This window comes from Brevundimonas variabilis, from assembly GCF_014199945.1.
Classification (GTDB): Bacteria; Pseudomonadota; Alphaproteobacteria; order Caulobacterales; family Caulobacteraceae; genus Brevundimonas; species Brevundimonas variabilis.
The window spans coordinates 268,268-292,025 of the sequence record NZ_JACHOR010000002.1 but is presented as its reverse complement, the minus strand read 5'-3'; the positions used below and the strand labels follow the sequence as shown (position 1 = coordinate 292,025).

General features: G+C 66.5%; 25 protein-coding genes. 11 read left to right on the top strand and 14 right to left on the bottom strand.

The features are described 5' to 3' along the window. Nucleotides 1-106 precede the first annotated feature (106 nt). From GGR13_RS06100 to GGR13_RS06090, 3 genes are all read left to right on the top strand, one after another. Complete coding sequence (locus GGR13_RS06100; RefSeq protein ID WP_183212613.1) at nucleotides 107-1,234, top strand: DUF2336 domain-containing protein; 1,128 nt, start codon at nucleotides 107-109, stop codon at nucleotides 1,232-1,234. Between the two features lie 46 nt (nucleotides 1,235-1,280). After that, nucleotides 1,281-2,054: an NAD kinase gene (locus GGR13_RS06095; protein WP_183212612.1), complete on the top strand. Its 774-nt coding sequence runs from the start codon at nucleotides 1,281-1,283 to the stop codon at nucleotides 2,052-2,054. Nucleotides 2,055-2,138: 84 nt separating this feature from the next. Beyond that, on the top strand, nucleotides 2,139-2,618 hold the full coding sequence (locus GGR13_RS06090; protein WP_183212611.1) for an Hpt domain-containing protein: 480 nt from the start codon (nucleotides 2,139-2,141) through the stop codon (nucleotides 2,616-2,618). A gap of 38 nt (nucleotides 2,619-2,656) precedes the next feature. On the opposite strand, the gene GGR13_RS06085 is transcribed toward GGR13_RS06090, so the two are convergent. The 6 genes from GGR13_RS06085 to GGR13_RS06060 all read right to left on the bottom strand — a co-directional run bounded on the left by GGR13_RS06085 (nucleotide 2,657) and on the right by GGR13_RS06060 (nucleotide 8,837). After that, nucleotides 2,657-4,567, bottom strand: a complete 1,911-nt coding sequence (locus tag GGR13_RS06085) for an acetyl/propionyl/methylcrotonyl-CoA carboxylase subunit alpha (protein ID WP_183212610.1) — start codon at nucleotides 4,565-4,567, stop codon at nucleotides 2,657-2,659. An 80-nt stretch (nucleotides 4,568-4,647) separates the two neighbouring features. Beyond that, the gene (locus GGR13_RS06080) at nucleotides 4,648-5,544 is read right to left on the bottom strand and encodes an enoyl-CoA hydratase-related protein (RefSeq protein ID WP_183212609.1); all 897 of its coding nucleotides are present in this window, start codon (nucleotides 5,542-5,544) and stop codon (nucleotides 4,648-4,650) included. Nucleotides 5,545-5,563: 19 nt separating this feature from the next. Further along, a complete protein-coding gene (locus GGR13_RS06075) occupies nucleotides 5,564-6,922 on the bottom strand; it encodes an MATE family efflux transporter (RefSeq protein WP_183212608.1) in 1,359 nt (452 codons plus the stop codon). A 59-nt stretch (nucleotides 6,923-6,981) separates the two neighbouring features. Beyond that, on the bottom strand, nucleotides 6,982-7,380 hold the full coding sequence (locus tag GGR13_RS06070; RefSeq protein WP_183212607.1) for a DUF1489 family protein: 399 nt from the start codon (nucleotides 7,378-7,380) through the stop codon (nucleotides 6,982-6,984). A gap of 54 nt (nucleotides 7,381-7,434) precedes the next feature. Next, entirely contained in the window at nucleotides 7,435-7,914 is a 480-nt protein-coding gene (locus GGR13_RS06065) for a hypothetical protein (RefSeq protein WP_183212606.1), read from the bottom strand. Nucleotides 7,915-7,967: 53 nt separating this feature from the next. After that, nucleotides 7,968-8,837 carry a 50S ribosomal protein L11 methyltransferase gene (locus tag GGR13_RS06060; RefSeq protein WP_183212605.1) on the bottom strand — a complete coding sequence of 290 codons (870 nt, stop codon included), beginning with the start codon at nucleotides 8,835-8,837 and terminating at the stop codon, nucleotides 7,968-7,970. Nucleotides 8,838-8,924: 87 nt separating this feature from the next. Between GGR13_RS06060 and GGR13_RS06055 the strand changes: the two genes are divergently transcribed. Further along, nucleotides 8,925-9,617: a hypothetical protein gene (locus tag GGR13_RS06055; RefSeq protein ID WP_183212604.1), complete on the top strand. Its 693-nt coding sequence runs from the start codon at nucleotides 8,925-8,927 to the stop codon at nucleotides 9,615-9,617. 78 nt (nucleotides 9,618-9,695) lie between these two features. Here GGR13_RS06055 and GGR13_RS06050 read toward each other — a convergent pair whose 3' ends face one another. Next, complete coding sequence (locus GGR13_RS06050) at nucleotides 9,696-9,908, bottom strand: DUF3126 family protein (protein ID WP_183212603.1); 213 nt, start codon at nucleotides 9,906-9,908, stop codon at nucleotides 9,696-9,698. A 128-nt stretch (nucleotides 9,909-10,036) separates the two neighbouring features. Between GGR13_RS06050 and GGR13_RS06045 the strand changes: the two genes are divergently transcribed. Together GGR13_RS06045 and mutL are read left to right on the top strand one after the other, a co-directional pair. Beyond that, complete coding sequence (locus tag GGR13_RS06045; RefSeq protein ID WP_183212602.1) at nucleotides 10,037-10,906, top strand: TIGR01459 family HAD-type hydrolase; 870 nt, start codon at nucleotides 10,037-10,039, stop codon at nucleotides 10,904-10,906. Nucleotides 10,907-10,949: 43 nt separating this feature from the next. After that, nucleotides 10,950-12,803 (top strand): DNA mismatch repair endonuclease MutL, encoded by a 1,854-nt coding sequence (gene mutL / locus GGR13_RS06040; RefSeq protein ID WP_183212601.1) that lies wholly within the window; start codon nucleotides 10,950-10,952, stop codon nucleotides 12,801-12,803. Nucleotides 12,804-12,833: 30 nt separating this feature from the next. Here mutL and GGR13_RS06035 read toward each other — a convergent pair whose 3' ends face one another. Genes GGR13_RS06035 through rsmD form a run of 3 tightly spaced genes read right to left on the bottom strand, consistent with a single transcriptional unit; the run spans nucleotide 12,834 to nucleotide 15,085 of the window. After that, nucleotides 12,834-13,856: a Kelch repeat-containing protein gene (locus GGR13_RS06035; RefSeq protein ID WP_183212600.1), complete on the bottom strand. Its 1,023-nt coding sequence runs from the start codon at nucleotides 13,854-13,856 to the stop codon at nucleotides 12,834-12,836. Between the two features lie 7 nt (nucleotides 13,857-13,863). Then, nucleotides 13,864-14,478: an SOUL family heme-binding protein gene (locus tag GGR13_RS06030; protein WP_221230440.1), complete on the bottom strand. Its 615-nt coding sequence runs from the start codon at nucleotides 14,476-14,478 to the stop codon at nucleotides 13,864-13,866. Between the two features lie 40 nt (nucleotides 14,479-14,518). Beyond that, the gene (rsmD, locus tag GGR13_RS06025) at nucleotides 14,519-15,085 is read right to left on the bottom strand and encodes a 16S rRNA (guanine(966)-N(2))-methyltransferase RsmD (protein ID WP_183212599.1); all 567 of its coding nucleotides are present in this window, start codon (nucleotides 15,083-15,085) and stop codon (nucleotides 14,519-14,521) included. 48 nt (nucleotides 15,086-15,133) lie between these two features. Between rsmD and GGR13_RS06020 the strand changes: the two genes are divergently transcribed. Beyond that, the gene (locus tag GGR13_RS06020; protein ID WP_183212598.1) at nucleotides 15,134-16,108 is read left to right on the top strand and encodes a CPBP family intramembrane glutamic endopeptidase; all 975 of its coding nucleotides are present in this window, start codon (nucleotides 15,134-15,136) and stop codon (nucleotides 16,106-16,108) included. Nucleotides 16,109-16,176: 68 nt separating this feature from the next. Here the strand turns inward: GGR13_RS06020 and GGR13_RS06015 are convergent, their stop codons facing one another. Continuing rightward, nucleotides 16,177-17,679: a pseudouridine synthase gene (locus GGR13_RS06015; RefSeq protein ID WP_183212597.1), complete on the bottom strand. Its 1,503-nt coding sequence runs from the start codon at nucleotides 17,677-17,679 to the stop codon at nucleotides 16,177-16,179. Between the two features lie 12 nt (nucleotides 17,680-17,691). Here GGR13_RS06015 and tadA point away from each other — a divergent pair, with 12 nt between their 5' ends. Continuing rightward, the gene (tadA, locus tag GGR13_RS06010; protein ID WP_183212596.1) at nucleotides 17,692-18,168 is read left to right on the top strand and encodes a tRNA adenosine(34) deaminase TadA; all 477 of its coding nucleotides are present in this window, start codon (nucleotides 17,692-17,694) and stop codon (nucleotides 18,166-18,168) included. Here tadA and GGR13_RS06005 read toward each other — a convergent pair. Continuing rightward, entirely contained in the window at nucleotides 18,130-18,426 is a 297-nt protein-coding gene (locus GGR13_RS06005) for a hypothetical protein (RefSeq protein ID WP_183212595.1), read from the bottom strand. The two genes, tadA and GGR13_RS06005, sit on opposite strands and share 39 nt — an antisense overlap. Nucleotides 18,427-18,595: 169 nt before the next feature. On the opposite strand from GGR13_RS06005, the gene GGR13_RS06000 reads away from it, so the two are divergent. The 3 genes from GGR13_RS06000 to mazG all read left to right on the top strand — a co-directional run bounded on the left by GGR13_RS06000 (nucleotide 18,596) and on the right by mazG (nucleotide 21,918). Further along, nucleotides 18,596-19,009, top strand: coding sequence for an MliC family protein (locus GGR13_RS06000; protein WP_183212594.1), 414 nt, complete (start codon nucleotides 18,596-18,598; stop codon nucleotides 19,007-19,009). A 756-nt stretch (nucleotides 19,010-19,765) separates the two neighbouring features. Next, a complete protein-coding gene (locus tag GGR13_RS05995; RefSeq protein WP_183212593.1) occupies nucleotides 19,766-21,136 on the top strand; it encodes an MFS transporter in 1,371 nt (456 codons plus the stop codon). After that, nucleotides 21,133-21,918, top strand: coding sequence for a nucleoside triphosphate pyrophosphohydrolase (mazG, locus tag GGR13_RS05990; RefSeq protein WP_183212592.1), 786 nt, complete (start codon nucleotides 21,133-21,135; stop codon nucleotides 21,916-21,918). The genes GGR13_RS05995 and mazG overlap by 4 nt, the downstream gene beginning before the upstream one ends. Nucleotides 21,919-21,923: 5 nt before the next feature. On the opposite strand, the gene GGR13_RS05985 is transcribed toward mazG, so the two are convergent. Further along, nucleotides 21,924-22,838 carry a hypothetical protein gene (locus tag GGR13_RS05985; protein ID WP_183212591.1) on the bottom strand — a complete coding sequence of 305 codons (915 nt, stop codon included), beginning with the start codon at nucleotides 22,836-22,838 and terminating at the stop codon, nucleotides 21,924-21,926. Then, the gene (locus tag GGR13_RS05980; protein WP_183212590.1) at nucleotides 22,835-23,758 is read right to left on the bottom strand and encodes a glycosyltransferase family 2 protein; all 924 of its coding nucleotides are present in this window, start codon (nucleotides 23,756-23,758) and stop codon (nucleotides 22,835-22,837) included. The genes GGR13_RS05985 and GGR13_RS05980 overlap by 4 nt, the downstream gene beginning before the upstream one ends.

Below are 23,758 nucleotides of genomic sequence, written 5' to 3'. Positions count from 1 at the left end.
CGTCGCGCCGCCGTAACCGGAGGTCAAGCTGAACGCCGGTCTGGCACGTTTACCGACTTTTCACGTCGAACGCCCATACTGCAACATTATTCGCGCGGAGATTGCCGTGACATCTGCCTTGCCACTGCAGACATTCCGTCCGAGCCCCCCTGCTTCTGCAGTCTCGGCCACGGATCTTGTGGCGCTCGCGCGCAGCAAGGCGACCGACGATCGGGAGCGTCTGTTGTACGGCATCGCCGCCATGTGCGATTCCTTGCCGCCCGGCCAGGAAGCCTCGCCCATCCTGACCGAAGTCTTCATGACCCTGGCCCGGCAGGCCGAACGCGACATTCGCAAATCCCTGTCTGAAAGCCTGGCGACAGCGACGTGGGCCCCGGTCGCCCTGGTCCATATGCTCGCGCTTGACGAGATCGAGATTGCCCGTCCCCTGATTGCCAACAGTCCGCTTCTGAAGGACGCGGACCTGATCCGGATCCTGATCGAAGCGACGATCGAGCACCAGATCGAGGTGGCGCGGCGCCCTACGCTCAGCAGCACGGTCTCCGATGCCATCATCGACCGTGGCGAACCAGCGACCCTGACCGCCCTCGCTTCAAATCGCACCGCGGACATCAGCGAGGACGGGCTGCACCGGCTGGTGGACCATGCCCGCCGGATCGCCGCCCTGCGTGCGCCCCTGACCCGCCACCCGCGCCTCAACGACGCCTTGGCCAGTGAACTCTACGCCTGGGTCGGGCAGGCGCTTCGCCAGGCGATCTCCGAACGGTTCCGTGTGGACGAGGCGTTCATGCAGAGGGCCGTCAATGAAGCCACGGCTGCCGCACACCCCGCCGGCACAACTGCGGCCAGCGTGGTGGATGACGGCTATTCGGAGCGGGAAAAGATGGAACGCCGTCTGATCGACAAGCTCCAGGGCGCGGGGCAGTTGCGGCCCGGTTTTTTGGTGAGGGCGATCCGCGAGAAAAAACTGAGTCTGTTCGAGAACGGGATGGCTGCGCTCATCGGCGTTCCCGTGACGACCATCCGCACAGCGGTCGCCGCAGCCAATCCGGACTCCCTGTTCCTCGCATGCACCGCGGCAGGGATCGACCGTGCCGTGTTTCCGGCTGTGCTCGAGGAGATCCGAAAGCTGACGGGCGGGTCGCCAGGCCACACAGCCGAAGCGCGATGGTCCATGCTCACCATCAACGCGGCTTCGGCGGCCAAGGAGTTCAAGGCCACCGTCTCGGCCTGATCCTGAACCGTTTGACTTCCCGACCGTCCTCCGCTTGCCTGACGCGGTGAGCCAGTCATCCCCCGCCCTTGCCTTTGCCGCCAGTGACCGACCGGAGGCCCAGGCTGCCCTGGATCGGCTGGTGCGGCAGTATGGCTCCGTAGCGCCCGCCGATGCCGACGTGATCGTCGCCCTCGGCGGCGACGGCTTCATGCTTGAAACGCTCCACAACAATCTCGAGCGCGGCACGCCCGTCTATGGAATGAACCGCGGGTCTGTGGGCTTCCTGATGAACGAGTACGAGGAAGACGGCCTGCTGGCCCGCATCGCTGATGCAGGACGCGCCATCATCCATCCGCTGGAAATGGACGCCTGGACTGAAGACGGCAACAAGCTCAGCGGTCTGGCCATCAACGAGGTCTCGCTGCTTCGCCAGACCCGGCAGAGTGCCAAGCTTCGCATCCTGATCGACGATCGTGTCCGACTCGATGAGTTGATCTGCGATGGATGCATGGTCGCTACACCTGCGGGATCGACAGCGTACAATCTCTCAGCGCACGGCCCGATCATCCCGCTGGACGCGCGGGTCCTTGCCCTGACCCCGATCAGTGCCTTTCGCCCGCGTCGCTGGCGGGGCGCCCTGCTCTCGCATGAAGCCAGCGTGTGTTTCGAGGTTCTCGAGGCGGACAAGCGTCCCGTTTCGGCGGTGGCGGACAGTCTTGAAGTCCGCAGCGTCTGCCGGGTCGAAGTCCGGGAACGCCGTGACATAGCCCTCACGATGCTGTTCGATTCCGGACGATCGTTCGAGGAACGGGTCCTGTCGGAGCAGTTTACCGGCTGACGGATCCACACGGTTTAGGCTCGGTAAGGATACGCCTTCTTAACGGGCTTAGGTGATTATGGTGCGTTGCTTCAGGAGCCCGTTGTGAACGATCCAGCCCAGGTGATTCGGCCGCCCAATACGCTGCGCATGAAGGTGGGCGGCGGTTTCGGCGGCATCAATGCCGATGCGATTGCCAAGGCCGAAGAGGCTCTCCGGGGCATGTCGGCCCAGTTCGGCCAATGGCTTCAGGACGAGATCACCAAGCTCGAAGCCGCACAGGCTGCGATACGCGCCGAGGGGCTGAACACTGTGACCGCCGAAGCCCTCTACTTCCGCGCCCACGACCTGAAAGGGCTCGGGTCGACCTATCAGTATCCATTGGTCACACGCCTGGCAGGGTCCCTGTGCAAGCTTCTCGATGATCCTGCCCGCCGCGCGCAGGTGCCGGTTCGTTTGCTCGACGCCCACGTCGATGCCATTCGAGCCGTCGTCCGGGACCAGATCCAGACCGACGAACACCCCACCGGCCGGGTTCTGGCGGAAGCGCTCGAGGCCGAAGTGGCAGCGTACAGGTCCGCCTGAGCCCATCGTCCCCGGCTCGCTGGCCTTTGGCGCTGCCGCTAGGCCTCGTCCGGCAGGACCATGGCCAGTATCGCGTCGGCAGACACCTGATCGCCGACTGCCACGCTGAGTTCGGAGACCTTGCCGTCAAACGGCGCGACGAGCGCGTGCTCCATCTTCATGGCCTCCAGCACCACGATGGGCTGACCCTTGGTCACGACATCCCCCGGGCAAGCGGGTGTCGCCACGATCTTGCCCGGCATCGGCGCTCGGAGGGATCCGTCGGAGGCCGATCCGGCGGTCAGCGCGTCCATCCGGCTTGAAACGACGAACGTGTCGCCTCCCTCGAAATAGACCGTCGAATGAGAGTCCAGCGCAGGATGATCGCTCCGGCCGTCGGCGCTGAGCGAACCGTCGATTTGCAAGATTGCCCTTTCGCCATTCGCATAGACGATCTGGTCAAGGCGCGGCTCAGCATTGGCTCTGAAGCCACCCGGACTGGCGAACGGATCCCACGCCGCATAACGGTCCGAACCAGCGACCGAGCCGCGACTAGCCAAGCGAATCCGCAGCGCGGCATCCTGCAGTAAGGCCTGGGACGCGACCGGCTTTGAAATCAGGGTCGATTCCTCGGCTCCGATGAAGCCGGTATCGACGTCTCCAGCAAAGAATCGTGGATGCGTCAGGCACCGCCCGAGGAAACCCGCATTGGTCCTGACCGGCCAGACCTCGACCCCGCCTGTAGCCCGCGCAAGCGCTGTTGCCGCGGCCTCGCGCGTGTCGGCATGGACGATGAGCTTGGCGATCATCGGATCGTAGAACTGGCTGACCTCGCCGCCCTGTTCCACGCCGGTGTCGATCCGGACCCCTTCCGGCAGCCGGAAATGTTCCAGCCTGCCGATACTGGGCATGAAGCCATTGGCTGGGTCTTCGGCGTAAAGCCGTGCCTCCATGGCCCATCCGATCAGGGGAATATCCGCCTGCTTCAGCGGCACCGGCTCGCCCGCCGCGGCACGGAACTGCCATTCGACCAGATCGACGCCGGTGATGGCTTCGGTCACCGGGTGTTCGACCTGCAGCCGGGTGTTCATCTCCATGAACCAGGTCCGGTCGGCGCGCAGGCCCTCGGTCCCGTCGGCAATGAACTCGATCGTGCCGGCCCCGACGTAGTTTACGGCCTTGGCAGCCTTCACGGCGGCCTCGGTGACTGCGGCCCGGGTTGCGGCATCCATGCCAGGGGCCGGAGCCTCCTCGATCACCTTCTGATGACGCCGTTGCAGCGAACAGTCGCGCTCGTAAAGGTGGACCACATTCCCATGGCTGTCGCCGAACACCTGCACCTCGATATGCCGCGGCGACAGGATGTATTTCTCGATCAGGACCCGGTCGTCGCCAAAGCTGGACGCCGCCTCGCGCTGGCAGGACGCGAGGGCATCGGCAAAGGCCGCCGGATCGTCTACGCGACGCATGCCCTTGCCGCCGCCGCCGGCCACGGCCTTGATCAGTACCGGATAGCCCGTCGCTGCGGCTTCGGCAGACAGGCGCTCGACCGACTGGTCCTCGCCCATATAGCCCGGCGTAACCGGCACCCCGGCCTCGACCATCAATTTCTTGGCGGCATCCTTGAGGCCCATGGCGCGGATCGCCGCTGGTGGCGCGCCGATCCAGACCAGCCCAGCCGCCATTACAGCCTCGGCAAACTCGGCATTCTCCGACAGGAAACCATAGCCGGGATGGATGGCCTCGGCCCCGCTGGCCCTGGCGGCCTCCAGCACCTTCGCCTGATCCAGATAGCTTTCGCGCGCCGGCGCAGGGCCGATCAGCACCGCCTCATCGGCCAGCCGGACATGCAGCGCGCCGGCATCCGCCTCGGAGTAGACGGCAATGGTCCGGATACCCATCCGCCTGGCGGTCCGGAACACACGGCAAGCGATTTCGCCACGGTTGGCGACGAGGACGGATTTGAACATGGGTACCGTTTAGAGGCCGATCACCCATGGGTCGAGAGGCCAGACATCTGTCCCGGATCGCCCCCGGGACATATTCCTGATCACTCGGCCCAGCGTGGCTTGCGCTTGTCGAGGAAGGCCCGGACGCCTTCCTGGCCCTCTTCGCTCACCCGGGCCCGGGCGATCCGCTTGGCCGTTTCCTCCAGCAGACCGCTGTCGATCTTCTGGCCTGCCACGTCGCGGACCAGCCGCTTGGCCTCGCCCATGGCACCGGGCGCATTCAGGGTCAGGCTGTCGGTCAGCATCGAGATGAACTCGTCGACCATACCCTCGGGCAGGACCATGTCGATCAATCCGGCATGAGCGGCATAGTCGGCGTCGAAGGTGTTCGCCGTCAGGAACAGCTGCCGCGCCTTGCGAGCCCCGACGGCCTCGATGACGTAGGGGGCGATGGTCGCCGGGATCAGGCCCAGCTTGACCTCGGAGAAGGCGAACCGCGACCCCTCAACCGCCACGGCCATGTCGCAGGCAGCGACGATGCCCGCCCCGCCACCCATGGCGGCACCTTCAACGACGGCAATCGTCAGGGCCGGAATGTCGTGCAGCGCCTTCAGCATCCGGGCCAGGCCCATGGCGTCGTCGCGGTTGTCCGATTCGGTCCAGCCCGCCGCATCGGCCATCCACTGCAGGTCGGCGCCCGCGCTGAAGGTCCCGCCGGCCCCCCGGATGAAGACGGCTCGGACGTTATCAGCCCCGTGCAGCGTTTCGAACGCTTCGTGCAACGCTGCGATCGTTGCGGCATCGAACGCGTTCTTCTTGGCCGGACGGTTGATGGTGATGAAGACCGTCCCGTCTACCGTCGAATCGATCTGGACCAGATCGTCGTTCGCGTCCGGTGCCGGATCGGCCAGCAGCGGGTGGGCAATGGCATTGATCTGGGCGGCCTCGGCATCGGTGATGTCGAAGGCGTTGATCTCGGCTTCGGTCGGATCGGTCATGATTGGTCTCCTTGAGCGACTATAACGCAGCCGGGGGCATCGGGCTCAGTCTTCGTGAAATCCGCACGAAACGGCCGGTCAGAAGGGTCGACGACACCAGACTGGCGACGATCACCGCCCAGACCAGACCATTGACGCCGATTTCGTGCGCGAGGAACCAGCCGAGCGGCATCATGATCGCGCCATAGGCAACGAAATGCATGATCGTCGGCCACCAGACGTCCCCGGCCGCCCGGTTGGCCTGGGCTGCCACGACCTGGATGCCGTCGGCGACGAAAAACAGGGTCGCCAGAACGAGCGCCGGAGCCGCAATGGCCAGCAGGGCCGGGTCCCGGTTGTAGGCCGCCACCATGAGGCCGGCGCTGGGCCAGACGGCAACGGCAATGGCCAGCGTCAGCGCGGTCACGACCGCGATTCCGACCAGACCCGCGCGCATCACCCCGCGACCATCGCGGCCACCATAGGCCCCGCCGACCAGCACTGCCGTCGCCGACGACATCCCCATCGGAACCATGAAGATGATGGCCGAGATGTTGAGGACCACGGCCCAGGCCGCGGTTTCGGCCGTGCCCAGCTGCCCCGCGATCAGGGTCATCAGGGCAAAGGCCCCGACCTCGATGAAATAGGAGGCCCCGGCGCCGGCACCGATCTTGACCTGTTCGCCAGACGCGACGCGGTCCGGTCTTGGCCGGTTGAACACACCCAGCGCCCGCGCCTCCGGCAGCCGCAGGATGAAGAAAATCAGGAACGCCGCCAGAGCCAGCCGGGCCCCGAATGTCGCCCAGGCCGAGGCCTCGGCCCCTGCCACGCCGACACCGAAGAGGTCGGGGACCAGCAGCAGGTTCAGGCCTAGATTGATCCCGTTCGCCACCCACATGGCGATCATCCCCGGCTTGGGACGCCCAAGGGCCTCAAGAAAGAACTGGGCCGACACACTGACCAGATAGAAGGGCATGGACAGGGCGAAGACGATCAGCGCGGGACCGGACCCCTCGCCCAGCCCGGCCTCCAGACCCATGTTGCGCAGCGCCCAGGGACCGAAGGCGATCAGCGCCACCATCGAGACCACCCCGATCTGCAGCGAATAGACGACACCCCGCCGCAGCACGGCCCCGGCCTCCTGCCGACGCCCTTCGCCGATCAGGCGCGCCGTCATGACCTGGACGCCGAGCAGCAGGCCGACCGCCGTCGTCACGATCACGGACGTCGGGGCCCAGGCCAGCGAATGATACGCCAGTTCCCGACTGGAGAAATTGCCCACGACAATCGCATCGGTCAGACCCATGGTCATGATCCCGATGCGCGCCAGAATGACTGGCCAGGCCAGCGTCAGCAGGTCGCGCGTCGTCGTCCGGGTCTGGGTACTGAACAGGGCCATGGGACGCGGCACAGGCCACGCCCTCGCCCCGGGGTCAATGGCCGAAATCGATCCGCCGCCTACCAGGCACCGGCATCGCGCAGAGCTCTCGCCAGATCGTCCGGCAACTCGCCGGCTTCGATGGACGAAAGATCCGGTGGTGCATCCTTGGGCTCAAGATAGCGCCAGCCCTGAAACGGTCGCCGTGCCTGCGGTGCCGTCCGGACAACATCCGGCGACAGGGTGATATGGCACATCGAAGTCTTGCCCTCGCCGTGCGTGGTGATGTCCAGCACGGGCATGCGGCAGGTTACCGACCCCTTCATGACCCAGTAGATCGAGCCGCCATCCTCGATTTCGGCTGCCCGCTTGGGGGTCATGCGGGTATGAACCGTCAGCCAGTCACCTTTGCTGGTGCGTCGCTCCAGGGTCTCGACCTTGGCGACGCCGACGCAGAGTTTGATCAGGTGAAGAGGCATCGACGGCCTCTAGCACCTCCCTCCCCGGTCAGGGGAGGGCCAATCCTGCCGCAGTCAGGGCTGCGGCGATGTCGAGGTGATCGTGGCAGAGCCCGTCGCAGCCGGAGCCGCGGGTGCCGGAGCCTCGATGATTACAGGACGCGCCGCCTCGGCCTGGGCCGTGCGGGCTTCGCTGATGGCGCGCGCGGCTTCAGCCTGTGCCCGGGCCGCATCTGCCCGCGCAAATTCAACGCTCTGCTGGGCACCGGCGATCTGTCCCTGGATCACGGCCTGATCGGCATTGGCATTCGCCTGCGCCACTTCGGCCTGCGCCCGCGCCAGCTCCATTTCAACGTCGTCGTCATTGCCGCCCGAGGCCAGGACCCAGAACAGTGCGATCAGCACGACGGCGGACAGGATACCGGCCACCCACCAGCCGGTGTTGGACTCAGGCCGGACGACCACGGTTTCGATGGTCTCGGTATAGACCGGCTGAGAGGGCGGGATGCGATTGATATCGACGTTCGGATCGAGGTTGGGGTCGTACTGGCTCACTGGAAATCCCTCCACTAGGGCCCTGCAACGGCTCCGCTTCGTCGCGGTTCCGGTCAGCCCATGCGTCTGAGGACCAGGGCGCTCCACGCATCCCGGTGGATCCGTCGCTCCAGATGGAATCCGCGCGACAGATAAGCCGCGGTCACGCGCCGCTCCTGGGTCCGCAACAGCCCGGACAGAATGGCTACGCCGCCCAGCCGCAATGCCTCCTTGATGTCCTGTGACAGCGCGACCAGCGGCGGGGCGAGAATGTTGGCGAATACCAGGTCATAGGGCCCCTCGCCCCTGACCCGCTGGTCATTGAGGCCCGAGGCATAGACAAACCGGGCATCGGCCCGGTTGAGTTTTGCGTTCTCGTTCGCGATCCGAACCGAGGGTTTGTCGATGTCTGTCCCGAGAGCAACCCGCGACCCTGTCCGCGCAGCCGCGATGGCCAGCACCCCGGTGCCACAGCCGACATCGAGCACGCGCTCGAACCGCTCGCGTTTCAGCAGTTCGTCAAACGCGACCAGACAGCCGACTGTGGTGCCATGGTGACCCGTGCCAAAGGCCGCTCCGGCGTCGATCTTGAGGTTGACGGCATTGGAGGGGACGCGACCCTGATCATGGGCACCATAGACAAAGAAGCGACCGGCCCGGACCGGCGGCAGGCCTGACAGCGACATGGCCAACCAGTCCGCATCGGCCAGCACCTCGACCTTGACCGTTACCCCGGGATGTTCGGCCAGACGCGCCTGCAGCGCTTCGGCCTCCTCGTCGGATGTCGGGAAGGCATCGATCCGCCACAGGCCCCGATCCTCGTCCTCTTCCAGGATCGAATAGGTGGCACCTTCCAGCAGGATATCGCGGTCGATGGCCTCCGCAGCGGCCTCGGCGTCGGCGCGTGGCCCGCGGGCAATGATCTGAAGGGCAGTATGTGACATTTCTCAAAGACCGTTATCATGGCGAATCGAAACAGTCCCGGGCGCGGATCACCCTCGCCCCGGCGCAACCGAGGGGTCGGGGAATACATGGCCAAGCCACCGTCTGAAACCAAAACGCCGGCGAAGACCGCCGCCGTCGCAGCTTCCAAGCCGAAACCGGCAGCAAAGTCGAGCGCAGCGAAGCCTGCGGTCGCGAAAGTCACCGCGCCGAAGGCCGCCGCACCGGCAGTCAAGGCTGCGGCTGCCAAGCCGGCGACCGCAAAGGCTGCACCCAAGGCCGCGGCACCGGCACCTGCCACCAAAACACCGGTTGCCAAGGCTGCCGTTGCGAAGACAGCGGCACCAAAGGCAGCGGCAGCAAAGGCACCGGTGGCGAAGGCGGCCGCAGTCAAGCCAGCAGCAACGCCTGCACCGGCCAAGCCCGCTGCAGCCAAGCCGGCTGCCGCAAAGTCCACGGCTCCCAAGGCGGCGGCGGCAAAAGCGGCGGCTCCTGCCAAACCGGCGATAAAGGCCGTGGCCAAGGCTCCCGCCGCCAAACCTGCCGTAAAGGCTGCACCGGCGGCCAAGGCCGCTGCCAAGCCCAAGGCGACCGCCAAGCCTTCTGCCGCTGTCGCAACGTCGGCGCCCGCAGCTACGCCCGCTCCGGCACCGGCGCCCGCTGCGGCCCCGGTCGAAGCGCCAAAACCGGCGGCAGCGACGGCAGCGACGGCAGCAGCCCCGGCGGCTCCGGCGGCTCCTGCCAAACCCAAGGGCTTCTTCGCACGGCTGTTCGGCCTCTGACGAAGGGCCATGGGCACATGAAAAACGCCGGGCGGTGCGAACCGTCCGGCGTTTTTTCTTTCAGTCTGGCGCGGTCGCTCAGGCGGGGGAGAGATCCTCGGCGAGGATCGCCATCTCGAACATGAAGCTGCCGTCCTCGTCCTCGTCGTCGAACACGACGCCGATGAACTCGTCACCGACATAGACCTCGGCCGAGTCGGTGACCTTGGGACGGGGCTTCACGACGATGCCGCCGGTGTTGAAGGTCCGTTTGAGATGCGCCTCGATACGCTTCATGTCGTTGTCGTTCATGGCGGGCCTCTTGGTCTCGATGTGAAGGCGCGGACCCTAGGGGACCGGCATCGGCCTGAAAAGACCGGAACCGGGAAAAGACCATGTGGCAACTTTGCCCCGGAGCCGTGACCGGCTAATCGGTGGCCATGTCTCTCCCCCTTGCCCTTCCCCGTCTGTCCGCCGTCGCATCCGACTATGACATCCTGCTCTGTGACGTCTGGGGTGTGATCCATAACGGCCGCGAGAGCTGGCCTGCGGCCTGTGACGCCCTGATCCGGTTCAACCGTGACCACGGTCATGTCGTCCTGATCTCCAACTCCCCGCGCCCCGCCGCTGATGTGGTGGCACAGCTCGATAGCCTGGGGGTCCCGCGCGAGAGCTGGAGGGCCTTCGTGACATCCGGCGACGCGACCCGCGCCGAACTCACCACCCGCGCACCCGGCCCAGCCTGGGTTATTGGTCCCGATCGCGACCGCACCCTGTACGAGGGCCTCGATCTTGAGTTTGCCGATGGTGCTGAAGACGCCGCCTTCATCACCGTCACCGGGCTGTATGACGACGAGACCGAGACACCCGAAGACTACCGCGCGCAGCTTCTGCCAGCGGCCGCTCGAGATCTCGAGATGATCTGCGCGAACCCCGACCACATCGTCCAGCGCGGGGACCGCATCATCTACTGCGGCGGGGCCATCGCTGACCTGTATGCGGCCCTCGGCGGACGCGTGACCATGGCCGGAAAGCCCTTCGACCCGATCTACGATCTGTCGCTGCGGGAGGCCGAGCGCCTTCTGGGGCGTCCGGTCGACCGCGCGCGCGCCCTGTGCATCGGCGACGGCGTCATCACGGATGTCCTGGGTGCCGAAAAACAGCAGCTGGATTGCCTGTTTATCGCCCAGGGCATCCACGGCGATGCCGCGCGGGGACCTGACGGCCATATCGATCCGGCCGGAGCAGCGTCCCTTCTGGAGGCCGAGTCCACGCACGCCCGCTACGCCGCCCTCGACCTGGCCTGGTAGCGTCCTCGCGTCGCGCGGGTCGAACCGCTATCCTGGCGACTCAATGCCCATCCGCCGCCTTCCGCCCGAGACCGTCAACCGCATCGCCGCCGGCGAGGTAGTCGAACGCCCGGCCAGTGCCATCAAGGAACTGGTCGAGAACGCGCTCGACGCCGGCGCGACAAGGATCGAGGTCCAGGCCGATGGCGGGGGCCTGTCGCGCATCCTGATCGCCGACGACGGTCATGGAATGGCTCCTGACCAGCTGGCCCTCGCGATCGAGCGGCATGCCACCTCAAAGCTCGAGCCGGACGATGCGGGCGATGTCGACCTATTGCGGATCCACACACTCGGCTTCCGCGGCGAGGCCCTGCCCTCGATCGGTTCTGTCGCCCGCCTGACCATCACCAGCCGGTCGCGCGACCACGCCGAGGCGCACCAGATTACCGTCGAGGGCGGCGACACCCGCGCGGTCGCCCCCGCCGCCTTCCCCGGCCCGCACGGAGCCCGGGTCGAGGTCCGCGACCTGTTCTATGCGACCCCTGCCCGCCTGAAATTCATGAAGTCCGAGCGCTCGGAGGCCATGGCCATCTCCGAAGAGATCAAGCGACAGGCCATGGCGCACGAAACCGTCGCCTTCACCCTTGATCTCGATGGCCGCACGACGCTTCGCCTGCCCGCCGAACACCCCGGCGATCAGGGACGGCTGAAACGCCTCGCCGCCCTGCTGGGTCGCGATTTCGAGGCCAATGCCCTGCTGATCGATCAGGAGCGCGAGGGTCTGCGCCTGTCCGGCTATGCGGGCCTGCCCACCTATTCGCGCGGCAATGCAGGGCATCAGTACCTGTTCGTCAACGGCCGCCCGGTCCGCGACCGGCTGCTGCAGGGGGCCCTGCGCGGGGCCTATGCCGACTTCCTCGCCCGGGACCGCCATCCGGCGGCCGTTCTGTTCCTCGAGGTCGATCCGCTCTACGTCGACGTCAACGTCCACCCCGCCAAGGCCGAGGTCCGGTTCCGCGACCCGGCCCTGGTGCGCGGCCTGATCGTCGGGGCTCTGCGGCATGCCCTCGCCGGTGCCGGCCACCGTGCTTCGACCACGGTCGCGGATAATGTCCTCGCCGGGTTCACGGCCCATACCGGGGCCGGTGGTTACCGTCCATCGACGCCCTCCGCCCAAGGGTTCTCCGGCTGGACGGGCTGGCAGAACCCGATCCCCTCGACGACGACAGGACTTATCCCCGGCCTGAACGAACAGTCCGCCCGCGTCGAGACGGCCACGACCGAGCCCTCGGCCTGGGCCGTGCGTGATGGGGCGGGGCAGGCCTCGGACTTCATCGACCACCCCCTCGGAGCCGCCCGGGCCCAGGTGCACGGCACCTATATTGTCGCCCAGACCCGCGACGGCATCGTCGTCGTCGACCAGCACGCCGCCCATGAACGGCTGGTCTATGAGCGGATGAAGACCCAGATGGCCGCGGGCTCGGTTACGCGTCAGGCCCTGCTGACCCCCGAAGTGGTCGAACTGGACCCCGCCGAGGCCGACCGTGTCATCGCCCGCGCCGACGAACTGGCGCAACTCGGCCTGATCGTCGAGCCATTCGGCGGCGGGGCGGTGCTGGTGCGCGAGACCCCGGCCCTGCTCGGCGACACCGACGTCCAGGGGCTGGTGCGTGACATCGCCGACGACCTGTCCGAACACGGCGCGGCCCTGGCCCTGAGCGAACGCCTCGGCGAGGTCTGCGGCACCATGGCCTGCCACGGCTCGGTCCGCGCCGGTCGCGTCCTGTCCGCCCCGGAAATGAATGCCCTGCTGCGCCAGATGGAGGCCACGCCCCATTCCGGCCAGTGCAACCACGGCCGCCCCACCTATGTGGAGCTCAAGCTCCACGATCTCGAGAAACTGTTCGGGCGACGCTGACCGGGCCTGCTGGTCGGCTGACCCGAGCTATCACAGGCTCAGGGCCTCGACGATACCCGTCGTCTGTCCGCTGGACACCAGCGAACTGCCACCAATGGCATAAGCGACGCCGTTCACGGCCGCTGCCGCCAAACCATGCCGGGGGCTCTTCATGTCCGGGCCCCGGCTCCAGCCGTCAGAAGCCGGATCATAGATCCAGGTCTCCGCGAACACCCCGCCACCGCCCGGGGCGAACCACTCGCCCCCGAACGTTACCAGCTTGCCACCCGTTGCCACCATGGCCAGTCCGCCCCCGACCTGTTGGCCAGCTGCGCCCGAGAACGGGATCGGGGCCAGGGTCTCCCAGCGATCCTCGACCGGATCATAGCGATCCAGCCGCCCGGTGCCTCCGCCGGCGACCGTTCGCCCGCCCGCGATCCAGAGCCGTCCGTCCAGAACCGCCCCCGCCGCGCTGTTGCGGGCCATCGGAGCAGGTCTCAGCGTCTCCCACCGCCCGTCCGTCAGAACCTGATGGGTTGCGACATCCGCCTGATCGTTCCAGTTTCCGTTGGACCCGGCGTTCGGCGAGCGTCCCGTCACGAGATGGATCCGCCCCCTGGCCTCCAGCCCGACCGCCTCAGCCTGTGGCACCGGCAGAGGCGGCCCGGCGACCCAGCCCCCCTCCTCCAGGACCCGGACCTCGGTCGCGTTCGTCCATTGCCCTGTCGGTCCCTCGCCATAGCCGCCGATGGAAAACAAGCGGCCACCCGCGTCGGCCACGACCATCGGATGGTGCCGTGCCTCCGGCAGCGGCGGCCCCTCGGCCCAGAGATCGGTCACGGGATCATAGAAACCGACCCGGGCCTCGACGCCGCGCTCCCGCTGGCCTGGGATACCGATCAGCCCGCCGACCACGACGATCTTCCCGCCCGAAACCGCGCAGTAGATCTCCTGCGCCACCCACGGCATGGCAGCCCGCGCCTGCCAGCCGCCCGTCTGCCGCGCGGACACAGGCACCGGAATCGCGGCGGCCAGGGTAAAAGCCAGCAACTGGCGGCGATCGAAATCGGTCATGACACCCTCAACCCGCGATCGGGACCATGATCTCGTTCCGCCGCATGAACCACGGGGTCCAGGGCGCGTCATATTGGGCGAGGCTGGTCGGGCCGGTCCGTCTCAGGCCCCGGGCCTGCAGCTGAACGTCCAGCTCCCGCGTGTGGCGCTCCGCCGAGCGGGCATTTGCAATGCCGGAAAAGCGCATCACCGCCATCCGCTGGCCCGGCTCGTCGCGCAGGGTGATCCGGCGGTCATCGGGTCGGGGCAGTGTGCCCAGGGTATATTCCGACGGCATTGTGAAACGCACGATCCAGTCCGATCCGGCCGACCTCTGCGTCACCGGTGCCGTCATGGCGATTCGCTCGCTGGCCTGACGCTGGGCCACCGGTGCGGTCATGGCGATCGATCGCTGGGCCGTATTGCCCCCGAAGATATAGCCCGCGAGGATCCGGAAGCCCTGGTTCGAGGCCTGGCCCTGATTGCCCGACACCGTGACCTCGGCCACGACCGTCGGGGCATAGTCCCGTACCTCGAAATCCCCGTCCTTCAGGACAAGCGTGAACTTCGGCTCTTCTGTCGCCATGGCCGGGCTCCCGATGGACAGCAGGATCAGCAACAGAACCAGGAATCTTCGCATCATGGGGGGCTCCTGTGGCGGGCGGCTGAACGCGCCGTCGACCCTAGCCGGTCATCCGCAGGAACAACACCCGCGCTGCGCCATAGTCGCGCGCATCAAGCCGCTCATAGCCCGGCGTCTCGATCTCGGGTTCGTCCGATCCCCGCTCCAGCACCACGAGAGCCTCCGGAGCGAGCCAGTTGCCCTCCAGCAGCGTCTTCAGCGCCAACTCTCCCATGCCCTTGCCATAGGGCGGATCGAGAAAAGCCAGGCCAAAGGCTTCTCCGTCCGAGCCGGGCCGGGGGCCCAGATCGGTCGCACTGCGCCGGTGCACCCGCGTCGCCCCCATGATGCCAAAGGCATCGGCATTTTCGCGGATCGCCCCCCGAGCCGCCTCATCGGTCTCGACGAACAGGGCAAAGGCCGCGCCCCGGCTCATCGCCTCAAAGCCCAGCGCCCCGGATCCGGCAAACAGGTCCATGACGCGCATCCCCGCCAGCGGCTCGCCCCAGGCGGCATGTTCCAGCACATTGAAGATCGCCTGCCGCGCCCTGTCCGACGTCGGCCGCGTGCCCTGACCTTCGGGGGCCACAAGGGCCCGGCCCCTAAGATGTCCCGCGACGATTCTCATGTCTGAAATCTCTGGACGGCCTTCCCTGACTGATGCAACGTTCGCGCCATGGTTACCTTCCTTAAACCCTCGGTCGTGCGTTCTTTGCAGGCCGCGGAGCAATCGCCGATGCTTGAGTGGTTGGTAGCACCGCGCCCCTGGATCAGGCTATTCGGCTTTCTGGCCCTCGCGAGTTTTTTGGCGTTCGCGAGCACCGTTGTCGTGGTTCTGTTTGGATTCCTGATCCCGGGCTTTGGCGATCGCTTCGAGTCGCCGCTCGTGCAGCCTGAAACGCCACTTCGCCTCGTTGAGGAGAGTTACAGTGTGCTCAGTTTCGCCATGGGTGCAGGAGCAATCACATTCGGGATCCTCGCTGCAGCTGTCCTGATCTGGCGTCGACCTTTCCGTGATTTCCTCTGGCCCGATCGGAGCCTGGACTTTCGGCATTTCCTGACAGGCTTTGCGGTCATGACTGCGCTCGCCGCCGTCATCACTCCCATCTATCTGATCATGGGAAGCGAATGGAATCCGCCCGTTCTCGACACCTACTACGTCGCCGAAACGCGTCTCATCTACGGCTTGGCCATGGTACCTCTTCTCTTCATTGGCGCTGCCGCTGAAGAAGTCATTTTTCGTGGAGTTCTGCTCCGTCTGACCGGACTGATTCTGCGCCAGCCGCTTCTGGTTTGCCTGCTGAACGGGCTGCTTTTTTCGGCCATCCATCTGGATCCCGATCCCGTTGCTATCGTTGCGCGGACACTGTCTGGGATGGTCTGGACCTGGGCGGCGCTTCGTCTCGGTGGACTGGAATTCGCGATCGGTGCCCATTTCGCGAACAATCTTTTTCTATCGCTTTTCTGGTCTCCGTTCTCCGAGGGGGTCCAGTCGACCCAGTCAAGCTGGACCGAGTTGGTCCCGGAGATATTCACGACATTGATCGTCCTGATCACCATCGAATGGCTGGCACGGCGGCGGCATGACGATGCCAACCCGCTGGAGAAGCGGTCAGGTCATCCGAACCTCCCGACGGAGAAACCTGCATAGACCTTGGTAAGGGCATGCTGACGGGCTCGAACTCACGCCTTGCGGTCAAACCTGCTGGCGAGTGCGGACTAACGGGCCCCTCTCGTCCCACCCTTGCCGCCGCTGCCAGGGCGAGCGCCGCCGGGCTTGGCAAAACCGCCACCTGCCGGCCGCGCCGTGCCACCGGCCCTGGGCTTGAAGTCCCGCTTCGGCTTGTCGCCATCGCGTGCAGAATCCTTGGCCCAGCTTTCGGACTTGGGACCGATCACCTTATCGGCATAGTCGCGCGGCTTGCGGTCCGGGCGGGCGTCCCCGCCGCCGGCCTCGGGACGGGCGCGCGGCTTGAAGGTCCGTTTGGGGTGTTCCGAGCGCGGAGCCGCCTTGGCCCAGCCGCTCTTCTTGGCCGGACGCCCGTTCCGCTCGGTAGCTTCGGCGGACGCCGTCTCGGCGGCGCGGACCCGGCTGGGCTTGCGCGAGGGATCGGACAGGGCCGACCCCGACGTTCCCTTCAGAATTGGAGCGCTGGTTCGGCGGCCGGGAATGGGCGCGGGCGTCTCGACGCTGTTGCCGGTCGGCAGGTTCTCGGGGCGGATATGCTGGGCCAGCAGTTCGCGGATCACGCGCGGACCGACTTCCTCGACCGAGCCCAGCGGCAGGGTCCCCAGCTGGAACGGCCCATAGGCGAGGCGGATCAGCCGGTTGACCGTCAGGCCGACCGATTCCAGCACCTTGCGGACTTCGCGGTTCTTGCCCTCGGTGATCGAGACGCTGATCCACAGATTGGCCGACTGGACGCCGTCTTCGTCGACCTTGGCCTTGTCGATCGTCGCCTCGACCGGGCCATAGCGGACCCCGTCCACCGTCACGCCGTCCTTCAGCGTATCCAGCTGCGCCTGGGTGATCCGGCCCCGCGCCCGCGCCCGGTACTGGCGCACCAGGGCCGTATCCGGCAGTTCCAGCGCCCGCGACAGCTCGCCGTCATTGGTCAGCAGCAGCAGGCCTTCGGTATTGATGTCGAGGCGCCCCACGGAGATGGTGCGCGGAAGCCCCGTTGGCAGGGCGTCGAAGATCGTCGGCCGCCCGGCCGGGTCATTGTTCGAGGTCAGCAGGCCGACCGGCTTGTTGTAGCGCCACAGTCGCGTCGACTGGGCCGACCCGATAGCCTTGCCATCGACCGTGATCTTGTCGTCCCGAGTCACCAGGGTGGCAGGCGTCTCGAGGATGCGGCCATTGACCGCCACCTTGCCCAAGCCGATCAGCCGCTCGACCTCGCGGCGCGAGGCGATCCCGGCGCGCGCCATGGCCTTGGCGATCCGTTCGCTGCGTAGCGGAGCCGCCTCGGCGACGGCCTCCTTGCCGCGCATCCCCGACTTAGCCCCGCCCTTGCCATCCTTGGCCTTGCCGCCATCCTTCGCCTTGAAATCCTTCGCAGGCCTCGCGGGCGGGCGGGCGCCCTTGTCGGCGGCATAGGCGCGACCGCCCCCGCTGTTGCCGCGCGCACCCCCGCCGCCGGGGCGGTCACCGGGTTTTCGCGGGCGCTCGGCTTGACTGGAGCGAGGCTTCTTGTCGTTGTCGTCGTTATGGCGATCCATGATGAGCGGTTCATGCGCATGGCGATGGCCTTGGCGCAAGCGGCAGCGGACGCGGGCGAGGTTCCCGTGGGGGCCGTGATCGTCGACGAAACGACCGGCGAAGTCGTCGGACGGGGCATGAACGGCCCCGTGGCGGCCCACGATCCGACGGCTCATGCCGAGATCGTCGCCCTGCGCGATGCCGGCCGCGCCCTGTCCAACTACCGTCTGACGGGCCTGACGCTGTATGTGACGCTCGAGCCCTGCGCCATGTGCGCCGGGGCCATCAGCCATGCCCGTATCGGCCGCGTCGTCTGGGCCGCCGATGATCCCAAGGGCGGCGCGGTGATCCACGGGCCGCGGTTTTTTGAACAGCCAACTTGTCACTGGAAGCCCGATCTGGCCAAGGGACCGTGTGGCGAGGAGTCGGGGGAGGCCTTGAGGGCGTTCTTCAGATCGAGACGACAGCCATCAATCGCTGTCAAAATCCATGATGTCGGCATGGGTTAAAAGGTTTTGCCCGTCTTCACCCATGAAGACCCAGTCATGATACCGGAAGTACAGAATGACCTTCACCATTTCGATGGCCCGTGTCAGCGCATCGAAAGGCGACGTGGCATAGCCGGCTCTCTTGTATCCAAAGGGTTCTATCCGGAAATTAGACTTCCAGCATTTCATAACGTCATCGATGATGGGATCATCAATCAACACATAGCCGGGACGGCTGACGTCGTCCCTCCAGGCTGTGAAAGTAATTTCGGCCGCCACCTAGCACATCCATCACATTGCCCGCCGGTCGCGTTGAGCTTCAGAAACGGGACACCGATCACTCTAACGTGTAATACGGCCAGTCGACGACCTTGAATAGACCGGCTGGTCTGCCTTTGAATGGCGCCCTGTCTGGAACACCGTCCCGCCAGACACGTTCTCCGCATCGATGACCCGTACAGCCGCGCTTGCCACCCTCTCCCTTGCTGCCCTGATCACGGCCTGCAGCGAGCCTCAACCGGCGAAGGCGCCGACCAGTGGTGAATCCGTGCGTCAGCGGGCGGTCGAGGCCCAGACGGCGCGACGCCTGACCGGGGCCGAACGGCAGCAGCGGTCGCAGGACCGGATCATCCGCACCGTCTACCTGTGCAACAACGGCGAACGGCTTTCGGTCGATTTCGACAATGCCCGGTCCATGGCCACGATCCGCAACTCCTCGGGGGAAGCTTTCGACCTGTTCCAGGAAGATGTGCCCACCGGCCTCTGGTATCGGTCCAGTGGTTATGAGCTGCGCGGCGAAGGCATCCAGGCGCGCTGGTCTGCCGACGGCCGCGAACCGACAGACTGCCGCGCCATCGACTGAGCTGGGAATCAATTCCGGTCATCCCGGCCCCATGAATCTCCGTCCCAACCCACTCCGCGCATCCCGGCGAAAGCCGGGACCCAGTCCTTTGGGCTAAAGGATGCGAGCGGTGAGGCAGGACCCGCAATCCCGCGCACCTGCCTCGTGAAAGCTCTGGGTCCCGGCTTTCGCCGGGATGAGCGGATGTGATTTCTTCACAATCCCGCTTCCCTAACCCCGGTCATTTCCTGCCCACACGACCATTCCTGTCGTCCGTACGGACCGACTTCCGCGCCCGGACCTGAAACCCGCCTAGGCTCCTCCCATCCCGTCGGTGGGAGGGGCGTCGGATCCAGCGCCTCGACGACGGCGGGCTGTGGTTGAGCGATGAAGCCCAGGGGAAGGATACCGCGGGGGTCCCTGGGGGCGGCGATGGATGCCGTCTCCCTGCTCGCCGCGCGCCTCGGAAGCGGACCGCTGGCGGCTGTGTCTCGTCAAGTCCACCCCGAGCCGGGCCTCGCAAGGGTCCCGGCGGATGATCTGGCAAGGTCCGAGGAGGGCCGCCAGCCGGAGGGCGTGTGGAAAACGGCTGCGTGGGGCGTCGCTCTGATCGAAACGGTAAACCCTATACTCTCCGGGTCAGGCCCGGCGTCCCGCTCCCTTCCCGACCCCTCGCGCGATCACCCGGGCGGGTGTTTCGCCATGCCTGCAATCTTGCCCCGCGCCTCGCAGGGTCTGAGATGCTATCGAACGACCGACTCATTTGTGGATCGCGCGATGACCGAAAACACACCGCCCGCCCGGCGCAGCAATGCCGTCCTTGCCTCCTTCTCCGGTCCCTGCTTGCCGCTGGCGGCCTTCGGCGTCGCCCTGCCGGTGACCCTGCCGGAATTCTACGCCACCCATGTCGGCCTCTCGATCGGCATGGTCGGAGCCATGTTCATGGCGGTACGCCTGATCGACATCCTGTTCGATCCGCTGGTCGGCTGGGGCATGGACCAGACCAAGACCCGTTTCGGGCGCTACCGGCCCTGGATGGCGGTCTCGACCCCGATCCTGATGCTGGCCGCCCTGATGATCTTCGTGATGGTCCGGCCCGGGGCCGGTCCGGGCTACCTGTTCCTGTGGCTGCTGGTCCTCTACATCGGCTTCTCGATCGGGACCCTGTCCCAGCTCGGCTGGGCCTCGGTCCTGGCGCCGCAATATGACCAGCGCAGCCGCGTCTATGCCTGGTGGCAGGCGTTCAACATCATCGGCGTGATCGCCATCCTGATCCTGCCCACGGCCGTGATCCAGCTGGGCATCGGCGACTATATCGCCGGCGTCCACATCATGGGCTGGGCCATCATCATTGCCCTGCCCCTGACCATCGGCCTGGCCATGCTGGCCGTGCCCGAGCCCATGAATGCCGGGGCGGCCCCGCACGGGGGCGCGCGGGCCTATCTGGACCTGCTGAAGCGTCCGACCGTCGTCAAGCTGCTGACGGCGGACCTGCTGCTGGGCATCGCCCCCGGCATCACCGGGGCCCTGCTGTTCTTCTTCTTCGGCCAGGTGAAGGGCTATGACCGGACCGAGGCCTCGATCTTCATGCTGCTGTATTTCATCGGCGGGCTGGTCGGCTCCCCGATCTGGGCCTGGCTGGCCGGCAAGGTCGGCAAGGACAAGGCCCTGGCCATCGCCAGCCTGATCTTCGCCGCCCTGTATTTCGGGGCCACCCTCCTGCCCGGGGGCAATTTCGCCCTGACCGCAGGGGCCATGTTCATCGCCGGCCTGCCCTATGCCGCGGGCCTGTTCCTCCTGCGCGCCATGATGGCCGATGCCGGCGACGAGGTGCGGCTGGAAACGGGCGTGGACCGGACCGGGCTGATGTTCTCCATCCTGTCGGCCACGACCAAGATCGGTCATGTCGTGGCCCTGATCCCCTATCTGATCCTGCAGGTCGTCGGCTTCGAGGCCGTCGCCCCGGCCGGCGGCAACAGTCCGACGTCCCTTCTGGTGCTCCAGGTGCTGTTCATCGCCATCCCGGCCCTGCTGATCGCCGCCGCCGCCTGGGTGCTGAAGGGATATCCCCTGACCCCGGACCGCCACGCCGACATCCGCCGCCAGCTCGATGCCCGCGAGGCCACCATGCCCCAGGGGGCCACATGACCCCCATCGACCATCTGCTCGGCATCATGGCCACCCTGCGAAACCCCGACGGCGGCTGCCCCTGGGACATCGAGCAGACCTTCGCCACCATCGCCCCCTATACGATCGAGGAGGCCTATGAGGTCGCTGATGCCATCGAACGCGGCGATTTCGACGAGCTGAAGTCCGAGCTGGGAGACCTGCTGTTCCAGGTCGTTTTCCATGCCCGCATGGCCGAGGAACAGGGCCTGTTCGCCTTCGACGACGTGGCCCGCGCCATGTCGGACAAGCTGATCCGGCGCCATCCCCATGTCTTTGCGGACGAAGATCCCCAGATCACCGGCCCGGCCCAGAAGCAGCGCTGGGAGGACATCAAGGCCGCCGAACGTCAGGCCAAGGCCCAGACCGGCGTGCTCGACGACGTCCCCGTCGGCCTCCCGGCGCTGGCCCGCGCCGCCAAGCTGACGAAACGCGCCGCCCGAGTCGGCTTCGACTGGCCCTCGACCGACGAGGTCTTCGAAAAGCTGCACGAGGAAGTCGCCGAACTGCGCGCCGAAATCGCCGCCGGCGACCTTGACAAGGCCCGCGAGGAGATGGGCGACCTGCTATTCGTCGTCGCCAACCTGGCCCGGAAGCTGGGCGTGGAACCCGAGGATGCCCTGCGCGGCACCAATGCCAAATTCGTCCGGCGGTTCGAATTCATCGAGGCGGAACTGGCCAGGAACGGACGGACACCGGCGCAGAGCGACCTGGCCGAGATGGACGGTCTATGGAATGCGGCGAAGACCGCAGAACGTGCCTGACCCGGCTATGCCGCCAGATCCACCGGCACCCCCGGCCGTGCCGGATCCAGGGTGAAGGTCGTCGGCAGCGACTTGTCGAAGGTCTTTGACATGCCTGAAACCTTGACCGCCCGAGCCAGGGCGATCTTGGCCAGCGCCCCCGGATGCGGCACCGCCTGCACCGACGGCCGGGCCCCGGCCTTGCGCAGCACGGCATTGGCATACAGCACATTGGCCCGCATCAAGGCCGCCGGGGTCATGAACTCCATGCTCAGCGAAACATTCAGCATCGGCCCATTCTCGATCCGGTGCGGCGCATTCTGGGCCCAGGTGACCATCTTGCCGGGAGTCAGGTCGAACACCTCGGCCACGCCGTCAAAGGCCGGCTGGAACGCCATCTGTTCGGCGGTCTCGCGCAGGACGATCTTTTCCAGCTGCTCGGGGCCGACATGTGGCGCTGCCACCGGATAGACCCAGACCCGCTTCTGGCCCCGCACCTGCCACAGCGACACCAGCGGCACGTCCAGATGATAGAAGACCTGGGCATTGGCCGAGGAGATCAGCACCCCAAGATCGCGCTTGAAGGTCCGGACGCCGGTCCGTTCGGTCTTCTCGGAAAAGACTTCGGCCTCCAGCGCGGCATAGTCCTCGAGATAGTCGTTGGCGTGACGCAAGTTCAACCAGATCCGGCCTTCCTTCGCCGCGTTCAGCAGCTGTCTGCCCGACAGGTCGCCCGCCGAGCCTCGCCGCCAGCTCTGCCAGTCCACGGGGTCATGCCCCATGGTGAAGACGCCCAGCTTGTCGCGCGGATAGCGGTCCAGCAGCGACTCCAGTCCGGCATCGTCGAACATCGGCCGCTCGTGCAGCCCGTGCTCGAACGCCAGATTGGCCCGTGTAAAGGCACGCGCCTTTTCCGGCGTCCAGTCGGTAATCACACTCATGTCGTCTGTCCGTAGAACGAAAGCTTGAAGGGACCGAACCAGAGGGTCTTGCCCAGCCCGCGCGCGGCCCGGTCCAGTCGCTGCGCGCGGTCCGGCGCTCCGGTGATCCAGGCCAGGGCCGCAACGGCACCAAAGACCAGCGACTGGCCCACACCGATCGCCATCCATTTCACGACACCCAGCCGGTCCGGAGGCACCGATGAGGCGCAATGTTCGGTCGGACCCTGACCATAGGCAAAGGCCCGCAACAGCGTGTACCTCAGGGTCAGCCGCGACGGGGCCGGGTCCTCATGGACCCAGGCGTCCGGTGCCCATGCGAACCGGGCCCCGGCTGCCTGCATATGGCCAAACAGCAGGTCGTCCTCCCCGCCGATATGGTTGCGCTCCAGGGCAAAGGGCGCGACCGGGTCCGGCAGGGCAGCACGCCGCACCAGACTGTTGCCGCATCCGAAATAGCCTGCCATCGGGCCCTCGGCCTCGGGCCCGACGCGCGAGAAGAAACGGGCGAGATAGGCGCGGTGCCGGGCCGTTTCAGGAACGCGCGCCCTGACCGGGCCGAATACGACGTCGGCTGTGTGCCTGGCCTGAGTTGCCAGCAGCGCGGCCAGCCAGCCGCCAGGCGCTTCCTCGTCGTCGTCCAGAAACGCGATCAGCGAACCGCGTGCCGCGGCCATCCCGGCATTGCGGGCATGGGCGACGCCCGGGCGCGTCTCGTGCACATAGACGATCGGGATATCGGTTCCGTCCCTCAGGCGCTCGACGACCGGCTGGGCTGACGGCAAGGCATCGTTGTCGACGATGACCAGCTCGATCTCCGAGCGCTCGACTCCGACCTGCGCCAGGGCGGACTGCGCCGCGAGCGCAAGCGGACCAGGGCGGCGCTGGGTCGGAATGATGATCGAGATACGGATCCCGGCCAT

Bases quoted from the DNA above. Each gene is read 5' to 3' on its own strand.
- GGR13_RS06085 (WP_183212610.1), bottom strand. From the start codon at position 4,567: ATGTTCAAATCCGTCCTCGTCGCCAACCGTGGCGAAATCGCTTGCCGT.
- GGR13_RS06080 (WP_183212609.1), bottom strand. From the start codon at position 5,544: ATGACCGATCCGACCGAAGCCGAGATCAACGCCTTCGACATCACCGAT.
- GGR13_RS06075 (WP_183212608.1), bottom strand. From the start codon at position 6,922: ATGGCCCTGTTCAGTACCCAGACCCGGACGACGACGCGCGACCTGCTG.
- GGR13_RS06070 (WP_183212607.1), bottom strand. From the start codon at position 7,380: ATGCCTCTTCACCTGATCAAACTCTGCGTCGGCGTCGCCAAGGTCGAG.
- GGR13_RS06060 (WP_183212605.1), bottom strand. From the start codon at position 8,837: ATGTCACATACTGCCCTTCAGATCATTGCCCGCGGGCCACGCGCCGAC.
- GGR13_RS06055 (WP_183212604.1), top strand. From the start codon at position 8,925: ATGGCCAAGCCACCGTCTGAAACCAAAACGCCGGCGAAGACCGCCGCC.
- GGR13_RS06050 (WP_183212603.1), bottom strand. From the start codon at position 9,908: ATGAACGACAACGACATGAAGCGTATCGAGGCGCATCTCAAACGGACC.
- GGR13_RS06045 (WP_183212602.1), top strand. From the start codon at position 10,037: ATGTCTCTCCCCCTTGCCCTTCCCCGTCTGTCCGCCGTCGCATCCGAC.
- mutL (WP_183212601.1), top strand. From the start codon at position 10,950: ATGCCCATCCGCCGCCTTCCGCCCGAGACCGTCAACCGCATCGCCGCC.
- GGR13_RS06035 (WP_183212600.1), bottom strand. From the start codon at position 13,856: ATGACCGATTTCGATCGCCGCCAGTTGCTGGCTTTTACCCTGGCCGCC.
- GGR13_RS06030 (WP_221230440.1), bottom strand. From the start codon at position 14,478: ATGATGCGAAGATTCCTGGTTCTGTTGCTGATCCTGCTGTCCATCGGG.
- rsmD (WP_183212599.1), bottom strand. From the start codon at position 15,085: ATGAGAATCGTCGCGGGACATCTTAGGGGCCGGGCCCTTGTGGCCCCC.
- GGR13_RS06020 (WP_183212598.1), top strand. From the start codon at position 15,134: ATGGTTACCTTCCTTAAACCCTCGGTCGTGCGTTCTTTGCAGGCCGCG.
- GGR13_RS06015 (WP_183212597.1), bottom strand. From the start codon at position 17,679: ATGGATCGCCATAACGACGACAACGACAAGAAGCCTCGCTCCAGTCAA.
- tadA (WP_183212596.1), top strand. From the start codon at position 17,692: ATGCGCATGGCGATGGCCTTGGCGCAAGCGGCAGCGGACGCGGGCGAG.
- GGR13_RS06000 (WP_183212594.1), top strand. From the start codon at position 18,596: ATGACCCGTACAGCCGCGCTTGCCACCCTCTCCCTTGCTGCCCTGATC.
- GGR13_RS05995 (WP_183212593.1), top strand. From the start codon at position 19,766: ATGACCGAAAACACACCGCCCGCCCGGCGCAGCAATGCCGTCCTTGCC.
- mazG (WP_183212592.1), top strand. From the start codon at position 21,133: ATGACCCCCATCGACCATCTGCTCGGCATCATGGCCACCCTGCGAAAC.
- GGR13_RS05985 (WP_183212591.1), bottom strand. From the start codon at position 22,838: ATGAGTGTGATTACCGACTGGACGCCGGAAAAGGCGCGTGCCTTTACA.
- GGR13_RS05980 (WP_183212590.1), bottom strand. From the start codon at position 23,758: ATGGCCGGGATCCGTATCTCGATCATCATTCCGACCCAGCGCCGCCCT.